The 14340-nt window shown below is 59.1% G+C and carries 14 protein-coding genes; 5 read left to right on the top strand and 9 right to left on the bottom strand.

Features of this window, described 5'->3' with window-relative positions; all coding sequences use genetic code 11:
* Positions 1 to 166, bottom strand: a 166-nt coding sequence (locus ACUN9V_RS16060; RefSeq protein ID WP_445512208.1) for a helix-turn-helix domain-containing protein, incomplete at its 3' end; no start/stop codon positions are given.
* Between the two features lie 421 nt (positions 167 to 587).
* On the opposite strand from ACUN9V_RS16060, the gene ACUN9V_RS16065 reads away from it, so the two are divergent.
* The gene (locus tag ACUN9V_RS16065; protein ID WP_445512136.1) at positions 588 to 1880 is read left to right on the top strand and encodes an FAD-dependent monooxygenase; all 1293 of its coding nucleotides are present in this window, start codon (positions 588 to 590) and stop codon (positions 1878 to 1880) included.
* Between the two features lie 338 nt (positions 1881 to 2218).
* Here the strand turns inward: ACUN9V_RS16065 and ACUN9V_RS16070 are convergent, their stop codons facing one another.
* The 8 genes from ACUN9V_RS16070 to ACUN9V_RS16105 all read right to left on the bottom strand — a co-directional run bounded on the left by ACUN9V_RS16070 (position 2219) and on the right by ACUN9V_RS16105 (position 10695).
* Positions 2219 to 3691, bottom strand: a complete 1473-nt coding sequence (locus ACUN9V_RS16070; protein WP_445512137.1) for an aldehyde dehydrogenase family protein — start codon at positions 3689 to 3691, stop codon at positions 2219 to 2221.
* 16 nt (positions 3692 to 3707) lie between these two features.
* Entirely contained in the window at positions 3708 to 4343 is a 636-nt protein-coding gene (locus tag ACUN9V_RS16075; RefSeq protein ID WP_445512209.1) for an isochorismatase family protein, read from the bottom strand.
* A 72-nt stretch (positions 4344 to 4415) separates the two neighbouring features.
* A complete protein-coding gene (locus ACUN9V_RS16080; protein ID WP_445512138.1) occupies positions 4416 to 5726 on the bottom strand; it encodes a TRAP transporter large permease in 1311 nt (436 codons plus the stop codon).
* Positions 5719 to 6210, bottom strand: a complete 492-nt coding sequence (locus tag ACUN9V_RS16085) for a TRAP transporter small permease (RefSeq protein ID WP_445512139.1) — start codon at positions 6208 to 6210, stop codon at positions 5719 to 5721. Before ACUN9V_RS16085 ends, ACUN9V_RS16080 begins: the two co-directional genes overlap by 8 nt.
* Positions 6211 to 6275: 65 nt before the next feature.
* Positions 6276 to 7253 carry a TRAP transporter substrate-binding protein DctP gene (gene dctP, locus ACUN9V_RS16090; protein WP_445512140.1) on the bottom strand — a complete coding sequence of 326 codons (978 nt, stop codon included), beginning with the start codon at positions 7251 to 7253 and terminating at the stop codon, positions 6276 to 6278.
* 303 nt (positions 7254 to 7556) lie between these two features.
* Positions 7557 to 7958 (bottom strand): hypothetical protein, encoded by a 402-nt coding sequence (locus ACUN9V_RS16095; protein ID WP_445512141.1) that lies wholly within the window; start codon positions 7956 to 7958, stop codon positions 7557 to 7559.
* 25 nt (positions 7959 to 7983) lie between these two features.
* Positions 7984 to 8742: an SDR family NAD(P)-dependent oxidoreductase gene (locus ACUN9V_RS16100; protein ID WP_445512142.1), complete on the bottom strand. Its 759-nt coding sequence runs from the start codon at positions 8740 to 8742 to the stop codon at positions 7984 to 7986.
* Positions 8743 to 9378: 636 nt separating this feature from the next.
* Positions 9379 to 10695 carry a Rieske 2Fe-2S domain-containing protein gene (locus ACUN9V_RS16105; protein WP_445512143.1) on the bottom strand — a complete coding sequence of 439 codons (1317 nt, stop codon included), beginning with the start codon at positions 10693 to 10695 and terminating at the stop codon, positions 9379 to 9381.
* Positions 10696 to 10813: 118 nt separating this feature from the next.
* Between ACUN9V_RS16105 and ACUN9V_RS16110 the strand changes: the two genes are divergently transcribed.
* The 4 genes from ACUN9V_RS16110 (at position 10814) to ACUN9V_RS16125 (ending at position 14258) form a co-directional block, all read left to right on the top strand.
* Positions 10814 to 11755: a PDR/VanB family oxidoreductase gene (locus ACUN9V_RS16110; RefSeq protein ID WP_445512144.1), complete on the top strand. Its 942-nt coding sequence runs from the start codon at positions 10814 to 10816 to the stop codon at positions 11753 to 11755.
* A gap of 86 nt (positions 11756 to 11841) precedes the next feature.
* A complete protein-coding gene (locus ACUN9V_RS16115; protein ID WP_445512145.1) occupies positions 11842 to 12834 on the top strand; it encodes an ABC transporter substrate-binding protein in 993 nt (330 codons plus the stop codon).
* A 13-nt stretch (positions 12835 to 12847) separates the two neighbouring features.
* Positions 12848 to 13291, top strand: a complete 444-nt coding sequence (locus ACUN9V_RS16120) for a hypothetical protein (RefSeq protein ID WP_445512146.1) — start codon at positions 12848 to 12850, stop codon at positions 13289 to 13291.
* A 34-nt stretch (positions 13292 to 13325) separates the two neighbouring features.
* Complete coding sequence (locus ACUN9V_RS16125) at positions 13326 to 14258, top strand: DMT family transporter (RefSeq protein ID WP_322528083.1); 933 nt, start codon at positions 13326 to 13328, stop codon at positions 14256 to 14258.
* The last annotated feature ends 82 nt before the right edge of the window (positions 14259 to 14340 follow it).

The raw sequence follows: 14340 nt of genomic DNA on the forward strand, positions 1-14340 counted from the left end.
CATCGTAGCCCTTGATAGGGTCAACCGTATGGCGAGCAATTTCACGCGACACGGTGCTCGGCGCACGACCCAGGTGAGTGGCAATGGCCCGGATCGAATGCGTGGCTCGCATCATCATGATGGCGGCTCGGTCTTCAGCAGAGAGATGGCGATAGCAGTAAGTCATGGCAACACCGTACCTGATGGCTCACGTGTTGCACTTGGTCATTGAGACCGCCAAGCCTGCTGGATCAACGAAACGGTATTCTGGAAGCCCGACGAAACGCATCGCAGGCAGATCGTGCGTCACGGTCGCATCCAGGACACGGAGGACGATCTCTCCGAGTTTCCCCATACCGTGCTCAACCAGGCCCGGGTCCACGATTTCTATCTGGAAGTCATGCGGAACTCCCCGTCGCGACTGGTTCCCGACTACTCTCGTCGACTGGTGGAACTGACGGTCGATCCGCTCAAATCCGCTGCCGTCGGTTCGAGCGACACGGATTATCCGGTGACGGTCACGCTCGAACGCACCGACAATGCCCATCAGGACGAGACGGAGACGCTGCGCGCGCTATGTGGTGGGTTGCGATGGAGCGCGCAGTGCAGTGCGCAAGTCGCTGGGGCGTTTCCTTCACGGCGATTCCGCCAACCAGGCGTGGGGCGTCATGGACGTGCTGGCGGTTACCGACTTCCCGGATATCCGGATGAAGACGGCGATCCACTCCGCCAACGAAGGCAATATCCTGGTAATCCCGCGCGAGGGGGGTTACCTGGTGCGACTCTACATCGAACTCGACAAGCTCAAGGCGGACGAACGCGTCGCCAACCGCAACATCACTGCCGATCAATTGGTTACCGCCGCCCAGCGCATCCTCCATCCCTATACCCTGGAGGTGAAGGAGATCGTCTGGTGGTCGGTATACGAGATCGGCCAGCGCTTGTGCGACAAGTTCGATGACGTGCCGCTGGAGGCAGTGGAGCAGCGCCTGCCGCATGTCTTCATCGCCGGGGATGCCTGTCATACCCATAGCCCGAAGGCTGGCCAAGGCATGAATGTCTCCATGCGAGACGCCTTCAATCTGGGCTGGAAGCTGGCCGCCGTATTGCAGGGCCGCTGCCAACCGGCGCTCCTGCATACCTACACCACGGAACGCCAGACCGTGGCCAAGGAGTTAATCGATTTTGACCGACAGTTCGCCAGGATGTTCAGCGCTCCGCCCAAGCGCTCTCCCGACGATCAGGGCGACGGCGTCGACCCGGCCGAGTTTCAGCGCTACTTTGTCCAGCAGGGCCGCTTTACCGCCGGCACGGCGATCCAGTATTACCCCTCGTTGATTTCGGCCGAACTCACCCATCAGCGACTGGCCAGGGGATTCGAGATCGGCATGCGCTTTCACTCCGCGCCCGTCGTGCGCCTGGCCGATGCCAAACCGATGCACCTTGGGCATGTGATCGATGCCGACGGTCGCTGGCGGCTGTTCGCCTTCGCCGGGGCCGGCAATCCCACCGCGACCGACTCAAGGCTGCGGGCGCTTTGCGACTTCCTTGCCGAATCGCCGCAGAGCCCGATACGACGCTATACGCCGGCCGATGCCGATATCGATGCCGTGTTCGACCTGCGAGTCATCTGTCAGCAAGGCTTCCGAGAGCTTTCCCTCGATGCCTTCCCGACACTACTCTGGCCCAGCAAGGGACACTATGGCCTGCGTGATTACGAAAAGGTCTTCTGCGCAGATGGCACCCATGACCAGGACATCTTCGAACTGCGAGACATCGAACGGGAACGAGGTTGCCTGGTCGTGGTGCGCCCGGATCAGCATGTTGCCCAGGTACAGCCCCTGGACGCCCACGACGAACTGGCAGCGTTCTTCGCGCGTTTCATGATCGATGCAATTTGACCTGACCCGTGATTCGTAGGGCATTGCCCGCGGCGAAACGAACCCGACCCGATCTATCGATCGGGTCATTTATTTATCGTCAGTTGAAAGGCGTAAAACCACTCCCGAGCGAGTCAGAGAGATGATGCAGTGGGCCTGGTTAGCAACGGCACCGATTCTTGATCCCAGCACACGACATCATCTCTTCGCCGAAAATCGATGCATGCGCATCACGCGACTTGGCATCCCGGGAGTTGGAAAGAAACTGAGCGAGGGTGATTGTCTGGCTGACATGCGACGGAACGACCGGACAAAAGGACCGGCCGATCCATGCCAAATGTCGGGAGTTATGGCTCGATCTACTGCCCTGCCAGATGGATGTGGACATTCTTTTCTTGCGTGAAGGAGATCAGTTCGCCGATGCCCTCTTCGCGCCCGAGCCCCGACTGCTTGTACCCGCCGAAGGGGGCGCCGAGGAAATGCCGGCCGACCTCGTTGATCCAGACGAAGCCTGCCTCGACGCGCGAGGCGGTCCGGTGTGCGGTGACCAGATCGCGGGTCCAGATCGAACAGGTCAGCCCGACATCGAGGCCGTTCACCTCGTTCAGCATCTCCTTCTCGTCCGACCAGCGCCGCACAACGAGAACGGGGCCGAAGATCTCCTCGCGGGCGACTCGCATCTGCGGCGTGACTTCCGAGAAGATCGTGGGCGCGACGAAACAGCCATGTGCCAGTGGGCCGTCAGTGACGGCATGGCCGCCGCTCACCACCCTGGCACCTTCGGCCTTGCCCGACTCGATGTAACCCATGACCCGCTCGAAGTGCTGTCGGCTGACCAGGGCGCCCATGGTCGTCGCCGGATCGGTCGGAATGCCCGGCTTGAAACGTTCGGCGGCCTTTTTCAGCTTCTCGACCACCGCGTCGTGCAGATCCTCGTGCAGGAAGGCGCGGCTGGTCGAGCCACAGGACTGGCCGCACCAACTGAAATTCATCCCGGCGACGATGGCATCGGCCACCTTATCCGAGTCGCTGTCGGGATAGGCGACCAGCGCGTTCTTGCCGCCAAGTTCCAGCAATACCGGCTTCAGCGTGTCGCTGGCGCTTTTCATGACGGCACGGCCGGCCGCGACCGACCCGATCAGCGTGACCTTGTCCACGCCCGGATGGCTGGCCAGCGTCGCACCGGCCTCGGTACCGCCGGGCAGCACGTTGAAGACGCCGGCGGGCAGCAGTCCTTCGATCAACTCGGCCAGACGCAGGGCGGACAACGGCGCCTGCACCGGTGGCTTGACGATGACGGCATTGCCGGCGGCCAGCGGCGCGCCCATCTTGCCGCCGCAGAACATCAGCGGGTGATTGAAGGCGAGGATGCGCGCCACCACGCCCAACGGCTCGCGTACGGTCGTGTTCACGCGGTCCGGCCCCATCGGAATGGTGTCACCCTTCATTTCGGTCACCAGTCCGGCAAAGAACTCCATCTGCATGGCGGCGACCTGCGCGTCGCCCTTCATCTCGCCATAGGGGTTGCCGCAATTGGCGGAATCGATCAGGGCAAGCTCGTCGCCATGCTTGCGGATGATCGCGGCGATCTCCTTGAGGATACGTGCCCGCTCGAGCGGAGCGACATCGCGCCATTCGAGAAACCCGGCACGCGCGGCGGCCACGGCCGCGGCAACGTCCGCCTCGCCGGCGGTGGCCACGGTCGCGAGCGTTTCGCCCGTTGCCGGATTGAAGGTCTCGTCGTAGCCGTCGGCGGAAGGCGCGTGCCAGGCGCCCCCGTAATAGAGCTGGCGATTCTTCGGCAGGACGGCTTCCACTGATTTGTCTGTCATGCGTTCCTCCTCTCGTTCATTGTTTCGGTCCCTGTTCCTTGCTCGGCCACTGGCGAAGTCGCTCGGTCACCGCGTCGGTCGTGGCGAGATCGGCATATTTCGCTTTCATGTCGGCGAGCGCCTGGCGGTGTGCGTCCTGCCAACGGTCGCCAACCGCATCCTCGACGACGATGGGACGGAAGCCCTGCTGGATGGCATCGACGGTCGTGGCACGAACGCAGCCGCTCGTACTGAGGCCGGCGATGATCAGCGTGTCGATCCCCGCTGAGACCAAACGACTGGCGAGATCGGTGCCGAAGAAGCAGGAAGCGTATTTCTTGGTCAGGATCGGATCGCCGGCATGGATATCGAGGCGTGGATCCATCTCGACCCCGTCGCTATCCGCGACGAGGTCGTCCAGTCGGCCGATCTTGCGCGCCCAGAGCCCGGCGTCCGACAGGTCGGGCTGGTCGTAGGCGACTCGGGTGAACATGACCGGCAACCCGCCCTCGCGCGTCGCACCGATCAGCCGATTCAAGGTTTCGACCAACGCCGTCGCGTCCGAACCGAGGGGGCGATCCGGCTCCGTGAAGGCACGGGTAACGTCGATCACCAGCAGCAAGGGGCGTTGTCCCCAACCGATCTCCTGCCCGAAGGTCACGCTACCTGCCATCACGATCGTTCCCCTTGCGGGTAGGTGGGATAGTTGATGGATCTGTGCATCTGGATCTCCTGCAGCATCATGTCAGAGCAATGAAGGAAGAATGGTGGTCAACCCCGGAAAAATGGCGAGGATGAACATCCCAAGCACGTAGAGCATCACAAACGGCCAAGCCGCGGAAAACACCGTGCCTAGCGACGCCTCCTGCCAAGCACTCTTGAGAGCAAAAAGGGTGTAGCCGAAGGGCGGGGTCATTCCGCCGACAGTTATGTTCACCAAGAAAAGTAGCCAGAACCAGATCGGATCGAATGAAAGACGCTCGATGATGGGCAGATAGATCGGGATTACGATTAGCATCAGCGCTATCTGATCGATGAACATACAAAGAACGAACGGCAGAGCCATCAGCAGGATGAGCATGGTCCAACGCGAGACGTCCAGCGCAACCACCCACTCGGTCATCGCGGTCGCGCCGCCGGTAAAGGCAAGAAGTTGGCTGAACAGTTTAGAACTGGCCATGATGAACAGGATCATGGCTGATACCTTGGCCGAGGAGGCCAGCGCCCCGATGATCATTCGCAGCGACAAGTTACGGTAGATAGCGGCAGTGATAAGCGAGCCGATCACCCCCATAGCGCCGGCCTCAGTCGGCGTCGCGATTCCCATCAGGATTAGCCCCATCACCATCAGGATGATGATCGAGAACGGGACGATCCGCAGCAGTGCCCAGCCCTTCTGACGCACTGACGGAGTAGGGCCACTGTCCGTTTCCTGCGGGGCAAGCGACGGCGCGCGCCAAGTCCGAATGAAACAGTAGATCAGGAAGATCGCGGCGAACATCAGTCCCGGCAGGATGCCGGCGATCAGCAGGCCTGCGATGGACACGCCGGCAAGCGTCCCGATGATGATCACGAGGACGCTGGGCGGGATCAGCGGCGCCAGGCTCGCCCCCGCCAGGATTGTCCCGGCGGAAAGACGCGCGTCATAGCCGCGGCCGATCATACCCGGCAGCAGCGACCGGCCCAGCATGGCGGCCACGCCCATCGCCGCCCCCGAAAGCGTGCTGAACACCGTGGCCAGCAGAATCGACAGCACATATTGGCGACCCCGCACGCGCCCCACCAATGTGTCAATGGACACAAACAGCACCTCGACCGAGTTCGATCGAAACAGGATCTCGCCCATCAGGATAAAGAGCGGGATCGTGACCAGTGACTGGGATGTAGTCGTCTCGAAGAGGCTGTTGACGAACATTCCATAGCCAACTGGGCCCATGATAAGCGCCACCGCCACGAGATTGATAAAGAGAAAGGCCGCGAAAACCGGCATGCCGATCGCCATGAGTGCCAACAGAAAGCTGACCCCGACAAGAACCGCTGCAATACCTTCAACCATTTTGTGTCTCTTTTGGACTCGCACCGAACGTCAGGCGTAGGAAATACAGGCCGGTGTTCAGAAGCCCGTAGGTAATGAACGCAGAGAGAATCCATTTCGGGATTCGCACCGTTGTCAGTGTGGATGTGCCTCTATTGTAAAGGTAGATGTTCTCTTCAAAGCAGATCCAACTCGCCCAGAGGCAGACACCAGCTGCCATCAAAAAACCTACCCGGAGAACAAGATCCCGCACCGCCGGCAGCAAATCGGGCACGATGGTCACAGCAACATGTCCACCTTCCCGTGTCAGCCAAGGCGCGGTGGCGAAGACCGAAATCAGCAACAGGAACGAAACGAAATCGCTCGCCCAAATGGTCGGTGCTCCAAAGGCATACCGCGAAATGACCTCGAATGCGTAGATGCAGACGATCGCTCCTAAGGCCATGCAACCGAGAATAAAACCGGCCCGGCTGATTCCGTCATGGACTGTCAGCAATAGCTTCATATTCGAGTATTCCTCGACACCGGACCATTGGCCTGGCTCGTGAGCCGGCATTGAAAGGATAGGGATCAGTCATTCAGGCCTGCGTCAATGGCAAGGGTTCGGATCTCTTCGACGGCGTCGGCGTTCTTCGTCGCCGCGAGGTCGAGCGCCCCATCGAACCAAGCCGAATTGAGCTTGGAAGCCATCTCCTCGTTCAGCTCTGTCGCACGCACGCCTTCCGCTTCGAGCGTCTCGCGCTCCGCGGTGGTAAGACGGTCGAAAATCTCGTTTGCTTCAAGCTCGAAACTCCGCGCCGCCGCCTCGATCTCGGCGCGCGATGTCTCGTCCAGGCTGTTCCATGTGTCGAGGTTCATCAGGACCATGTGCCCCACTTGTCCGAATGTTGGGCGCATCATGTAATCGGCGACTTCGTACCATTTGTAGGACACTGCACCAACGGTAGGCCAGCCCGCACCATCCACCACGCCACGTTCCAGCGCGGGATAAATTTCGCCGCCGGGCAACACCACCGGAGAGCCGCCCAAGGCTTCGATCACGGAATGATAGATCGGGGTGCCCCGAATGCGGCGCCCGGCCAAACCCTCCTCACCCACCGGCTCTTTCAGCATGATGTGATAGCCGTTGAGATCGTAGAGAACCGCGATCAGCTTCAGCCCGATCTCCTGGTAATCGGCATCGACCGCATCCCAGATGCCAGCCTCGCGGAGTGCCTCGGTGTTCCCGCCCATGGCGTCTAGCGTCATACCAACGGCTATTTCGTTGAAGTGATACGCACCGTTCGTGAAGAGCATGTCGAACAGACCACGTCCTACGGGATCCAACTGTTCGAACGGCGGCACAGTTTCAGGCCCCATCACGCTAATGCCAATATCGTCGGTCGTCTCTTCCTTTAATGTCTTAATGAACGGCATCAGCACGTCGCTCACCGCTGCATAACTCGAATCCCAGCTCGATAGAAGGCGAAGGTTTTGCGCCTGAGTTAAGCCCGAAAAAGCAAACATCATAGCGGCGGTCGCGACTGCAGTTATTTTCAGAAATTTCATTGTAATTTTCTCATTGTTAGCTTGCCCGGCGTGCTTTCGACAATACGACAAAATTCCTGATATTTTCAGTCACGTTGATATCCAACCATGGAGAACATCCTTAGCGTAAATCCGTAAAATTCATGATGGTGAACATAGACTGTCTATCCAAATTACAGCTTTATATAAAGATTATGCTTGGACGAGAGATGCGGAATTACAAGACTCCATGACATGTATTCTGTCACCATGGGTCTCTGGTCCGATGAAAAGTTTCAGTATGCGCCATTCCTCAAAATCGACTTGAACGTGAGGCCGCTTTCGCTATCTTGACGGCAGTATTAATGTTGTCGAAATCATAGAAGCGAGCAGCTTGTAAAAGAGGAAGTTCCCTTTCAGGTATAGATAGACCAATTGGGTGATGAATATCTTAGACACGCTGTCGCCTGCTACGATGCCACGGATGTGCTTGCCACCGATCAACGGGTCGCTTGTGTCGAATCCGGCGTCCATCCCAGGGGCGGAGCGCCGATGATTCCGATCTTTCCCCGGGTAGCAATGGTTGTCGATCCCTTGCTGCAGTACCTCGGGGCTCCCGGTAGCTTCCAGTGCGTAATTGAAGCCGCCGGCGAGCTCGCGAATGCGAGCCGGCCGAATATCGAAGGGAGCAACTTTCGACGGTGTGACCGCCACGCGGATGTTTCGAGTTGCCGTGTTGTCATTCATTGTCCGGGCGCTCCTCAATACTTCATCAGGAGAAAACCGCACCACCATCGACGATCAAACTCTGACCCGTCATGAAGCTGCTGTCGCTTGACATCAGAAACGATACGACACCGGACAGATCGTCAGGCACCTGAGTACGTTTGATCGATCGCATCGCGATCAGCGCTTTGCGCTGCTCCGCGGTAACGGTCTCACGCTCGATCTCCGTGTCAGTGGCGCCGGGCAGAATGGCGTTGACTGTGATGTTCCAATCGCCCAGCTCGCGGGCCATTGCACGCGTCATGCCTACGATACCGGCCTTGGAGCTGACATAGTGCAGGTAGTTTTGGCGCCCCATCGGCACCACAGCCGAAGCTATGTTGATGATCCTCCCGCCGCCACGCTGCTGCATGGGCGCCGCAGCAGCCTTGGAGCAGATGAAGGCGCCGGTCATGTTCACATCGACGACAGTTCGCCATTCGTCAAGCGGAATCTCGAAGAAAGGCCGCATCTTGAGCGAGGAGAAGATCGAAGCGTTGTTTATGAGGCCATCGACGCTGCCATAATTATCGAGCGCTGTCTGTACCATCTTGCCGACCGATCGCTCGTCGGTAACATCGACCTCGAGCGAAGTCGCCCGGTAGCCGGCTTGCTCTAGTTCACTAGCGACAACCTCGGCCTTGTCTTTTGCGATATCCGCCACGACGACAGCATAACCTTCGGCAGCCAGGCGGTGGGCGAAGGCGCGACCAAGCCCTTGGCCGGAACCTGTAACAATAACGGCTCCTCTAGTCGATGATGTCATGATGAACTCCACGCCTGAAAAATAAAATCAGAGTTGGTCAAACAAGATACCGAGACTCTATATGGTTATGAGTTTTGGCGTTCTTGATCGTTTACCATGCGCCACTCACTGTCGTAGAAATCGTGTTTTCTGTCCTGCTTTTCTTCACAGATGGACATGGCGACCGCCAGCTTTATTAGACATCTAAATTTATATCCTGGCGCTACTATCAAGTCAAGACTGTATGCCTAATACTTTCGAATGACATATCCCGACCCTCGCCAGGAATATCAGGAAAGCCAGATGAGAAAACGTGCGTCCAGAGGGTATTTTGACGGATTTCAGCTGGAAGCCGAGGCATATCCTGTTCGGATAAATCTTTGATTAAAAATACCTTACACGTTCGCAAGATACCTTAGATCGATCGATAAACTGGCATTGCACTCGCTTTACCGGTTAAGGGTAAATCGATTGGTTGGGTAGGCCGGATGGAGCATATTCGACGTGCGCTACTAGATGAGCCTGGTCGCTTAGGAGATATGAAGTGTAGAAAGCGCGACGTGAAAGCCGGTGAATGAAGGGAGCCTTGCCCGACTCAAAAATGCCCGCGTGATCGCCAAGGCGACGCGGACATTTTTCGTGAGAAAGTCGACGGGTTCATTCCGCCGTCTGGGCCATGTCCTGTGCCTGGACAGTGTCCGACGCTTGAGGCACTTCCGACGCATTGACCAGTGTCCGCCAGTCGATCTCTTTGGGATGGACACCCTCGTGCGAGGCGATGTTAGCCTGCCGAATCGGTGAGTCGGTGCCGATGGCTCGTCCTCCTCCGGCAACCTTCTGCGCCGCATCCACCATCAGCCTGCGAAACTCGACTATGGCCAAGTCCGAAGCGCCCAGCACATCGGTATGGCGCTGCACCCGGCTACCCATGGAAACCCACATCACGATGTCCTGATTCGGGATTCCCGGTACCCCGGTGAAGTTGCCTTCCTTCATGGCCTCGCGATCCTGAAGAAAGTCATTTTCCAGCGTCCTGATCGGACGCCATTTATCATCCACATCGACACCTGGGACTGCGTAAGCGAACTTGCGCCACTCCTCGGTCGAGGGGACATTCGGCCCACCAAAGGCGATGAAGTGGAAAGCGGTCTCGTCATCGTTGATCGGTACGATCACGCTGGCCACCTTGTAATTATTGTTGGGTGGGATCAGTGAGTAATAAGGCGCGACGAACTCGGTGATACGCAGGTAGTTGTGCGTGCCCGCTTTCTTGATCGGCTTGCGGATGGCGGCATAGTGAAAACCATAGCTGGTGGTCTCGGTCTGCATCCGCGGCGACTTGTCGGTGGAGGGCCGGTACCAGGACTTGTCATCGGCCGAGGCGCCCTCGACCCTCGCCGGCACCATGTCGGACGAATGTAGCGATGACGAGTGCGCGCTGTCGATCTGACCTTCATGGATCTGCGCCCAGTTGGCAGGCACGCGGATCTTGAGGATCGAGACCGGCGTATCTTCCTCCGGGGCAAAGGCGGGCGGCTGAAACTCGGGCATATCGTCCTTGTCGCCAAGCCAGGCCCAAACGAAGCCCCCCCACTCACGTACCGGATAGGATCGCGCCTTCACCTTATTCATCAACGGGCTGCCCTCGGGTTCCGAGGACATAGCCAATACGTTGCCGTCCACATCCATCTTCCAACCATGATAAAGGCAGCGCAGCCCGCATTCCTCGTTGCGACCGAAGACCAGCGAGGCTTTCCGGTGCGGGCAACGCTCGTCGAGCAAACCGAGCCGCCCTTTGGTATCGCGAAAAGCGACATAGCTTTCGCCCAGCGCTTCCACGCGCAGTGGCTTGCCATCAGGTTCGGCAACTTCCTCGATCAGGCAGACCGGGGTCCAATGCTGACGCATGAGTCTGGCCATCGGCGCATCGCCAGTGACACGTGTCAAAACTTCATTTTCTTCGGGGGTAAGCATGAGATCACTCCTCCAACCCAATTATGTCGGTTGTGCTAGCCGATCTTGCGACACTTGACACCATATACTTAGACATCTAAGTTATCAAGTAGCACGACGGTTTTTTTGGAGAAACTGCATGGAATTTATCAAAATGCGCGTTGAACGCCGGCGCGAGTTGACCCCGAGCGTGACCGAATTCACGTTGAAGCCTATCGAAGACGTTGAACTTCCCGCTTTCATGTCTGGTGCCCATATCACCGTCGAGACGCCCTCCGGCGCGATGCGGCGCTATTCGCTCGTCAATGACGGTTCGGAGCCAAAGGAATACGTCATTGCCGTCAAGCGCGAGTTCAAATCGCGCGGCGGCTCGGCCTCTATGCATGACGAAGCGGCCGAAGGGGCTGAACTGAATATCGAGCCGCCCGAGAACGACTTTCCGATGTCGTCGGATGCACAGGAATACCTGCTCATCGCGGGCGGCATCGGTATTACGCCGATCTATGCGATGGCCAGCGATCTGGAGCGCCAGGGCAAGAATTTCCGGATCATCTACTGCACCCGGAGCGAAGAGGAAACCGCCTATCTCGACGAGTTGTCGAGCGAGTTCGGCGACAGGATCACGGTCCATCACGACGACGGCGACCCCGAGCAAGTGTATGACTTCTGGGATCACTTCGCCGAGCCACAGCCGATGCACGTCTATTGCTGCGGGCCGGCACCGCTGATGGAGGAAATCGACGCGATTTCAGGACACTGGCCCGAAGGCCGCGTGCATTTCGAGGACTTCAAGCCGGTCGAGGTCGTGCGCGAGGACGATACGCCTTTCGAGGTCGAGCTCAAGAAAAGCGGCAAGACCGTGACCATTCCCGACGACAGGTCGATTTTGGAGACACTGCGGGATGCGGGCTTCGCGACCGTCAGTTCCTGCGAAAGCGGCACCTGCGGCACTTGCAAGACCCGCCTTCTGGAAGGTAATCCCGACCACCGTGACATGGTGCTGATGGGCGAGGAAAAAGACGATTTCATCATGATCTGCGTCTCGCGGGCCAAGTCGGAAAGACTGGTTCTCGACCTGTAATTCCCGTTCGTCTGGGCCTCGCCGGGCTCGGCCGCGCCAGCAAGCTCAAGCGTCAATGCGGTATCGCATAAACAAGGAGACATAAGTTGACCGATCTAAAGCTGTCCCTCGCTATGGGGAATTACGACCGGACTCGGGCCATCGTCGATGGAAGAGTCAAAATCGATGGCGTCGATCCCGTGCCCATGCTGCTGTCGCCGGAGGAGATGTTCTTCCGCGCTTTTCGGCACCAGGCCTTCGATATATCGGAACTCTCACTCTCCTCCTATTCGATCTCGGTCGCGCGCGGCGAGCCGCATTATGTCGCCATCCCGGTCTTCCTCAGCCGGGCATTCCGACACACCTCTGTCTATATCCGAACCGATCGTGGCATCGAGAAACCGGAGGATCTGAAAGGCCGCCGGATCGGCATCGCCGAGTATCAGCTTTCGGCCAATGTCTGGGTTCGCGGCATCCTGGAAGAGAACCACGGCGTCAAACCCGCCGACGTGACTTGGGTCCGTGGCGGAATGGACACACCCGGCCGACCCGAGAAGATCAAGGTGCAGTTACCCGACGACCTCACGGTCGAGGAAGCGCCGCAAGGAGCGACGCTCAACGGCATGCTCGCCGCGGGCGAGATCGATGGTTTCATCGGCCCACGCTGGCCCCGTTGCTTCGCCGAGGGACACCCCCATGTCGGGCGGCTGTTTTCTGACAGCATCGGCGCGGCCGAGGACTATTTCCGTCGCACACGAATTTTCCCGATCATGCACGTCCTCGGCCTACGCCGCAGCCTTGCCGAGCAGTATCCGTTCCTGCCGGCGGCCTTGTTCAAGGCGTTCAACGAATCCAAGCGTCTGGCCGAGGAAGCCTTGTCGGACACCTCGGCGACGAAGGTCACCATGCCCTTCGTCGAGGACACGCTGAACCGGGTCCACGCGCTGATGGGCGACGATCCCTGGAGCTACGGCCTGGGCGCCAATGCCCATGTCCTCGACCGCTTCCTGGACTATCACGCCGCGCAGGGGCTGTCCCCACGCAGGGTGCAGATCGAGGAGCTCTTCCATCCCTCCACCCTCGAAGCCTACAGCCTGTGAGCGAGGATCCGAAATGACCAATTACCGTTCCGGCGACATCGTCGAGATCAAGACAAATCGGGGTCTCGCCTACGTCCACCTGACCCACGACCACTCCAGCTACCCGCCGGTCGTCCGCCTGCTGAAGGGAGTCCACCGAACACGCCCGGACGACCTCGAGAAACTGGCCAAAGGAAACGTGCGATCCATCGCGATGATTCCGCTCGACAGCGCATTGGAGAGGCTGGGCCTCGCGCACGAGAAGGCCGGGCATCTCGCACTGCCGCAGGAAGAGCGGAATTTTCCTACCTTTCGGATGCCGATCCGCGACAAGCAGGGCGAGATAGTCTACTGGTGGTTTTGGGATGGTCGGGGTCTGACCTATGCCACCGAACTGGACGAGGCGCAGAAAACCCTGCCACTGCGCGAGGTCATGTCCTCCACCCGCTTCCTCGAAGAACTGCTGTCGGACGCCTGATGGAGATCGGTTCTTTGCGGAAAAAGGGCAAGTGATGCCTCTGATCGGCGAGCTCTTCGCGGTTTTCGCGGCTTTTTGCTATTCGTTCGGATCGGTCGCGATTGCCAAGAACGCGCGCGATAACGGCGGGAGCGGCAATGCCGTGCTGCTGTCGGTCGTGTTGACCGCTGTAATCTCCGGCGTGCTGTGGCTGTTTATGGGCCCGCCTTTGTCTGGAGATGGCTTCAGCCTGTTGAAGGGCGTGGGCTATTTCGCCCTTGCAGGCATTCTGTCGACGGTTCTGGGGCGGCTTTTCTTCTTCCGATCCGTCGAACTCGTCGGGGCGATCGAAACCGGGCTGATGCGCCGACTGATTCCGGTCTTCGCGTCGGCTCTGGCGGTTGTCCTGCTGGGCGAACGGATCACGATCTGGATCGGGCTGGCCTTCGTACTGGTGTTTTTCGGTGTCGCCATCGCGGTTTTCCCCGCCTCCCCTCGGCGCGGGACGGATGCCGGAGTCGCAGCACGGGCGCGCAGGCAGCGAACGACCGGCCGGGCCTTCGCCGTGACCTCGGCGGCCAGCTATGGTGGATCCTACGTGACTCGGAAATTCGGCATGCAATGGCTGCCCGACCCACTGGCAGGAGCCTTCATCGGCGCCGTGACGGGATTGATGTGGTTCTGTCTCGCCGCTCTGTTCAGCGAGGAATACCGCGGTTACCTCAAGGATCTGTTCCGGAAACCGGCGATATGGCAAACGGTGGCGGCCTGTTCGATTTCGATCGGACAGACCTCACAGTTCGTCGCCTTGAAATTTACTAGCGTGACCGTCGTGGCCATCATCGGCACGATCGAGGTGTTTCTTTCCGTCTGGCTGGCCGCTTACGTCGTCAAGACCGAACCACGGCCGGGACGCGGCTTTGTCATCGCATCGCTGCTGGCCATTGCGGGTGTCATCGTTCTGGCCCTTGCTCGGGCCAAGGCGTAATCCGGCTTTATACCGCAGCCTGACCGGTCACAGTGCGCTGCAACAGGGGCTCGCCTACCTAGCCTACTGCTCGAGACCAAGC

The sequence above is a fragment of the Salinicola sp. V024 genome (genome assembly GCF_052645315.1).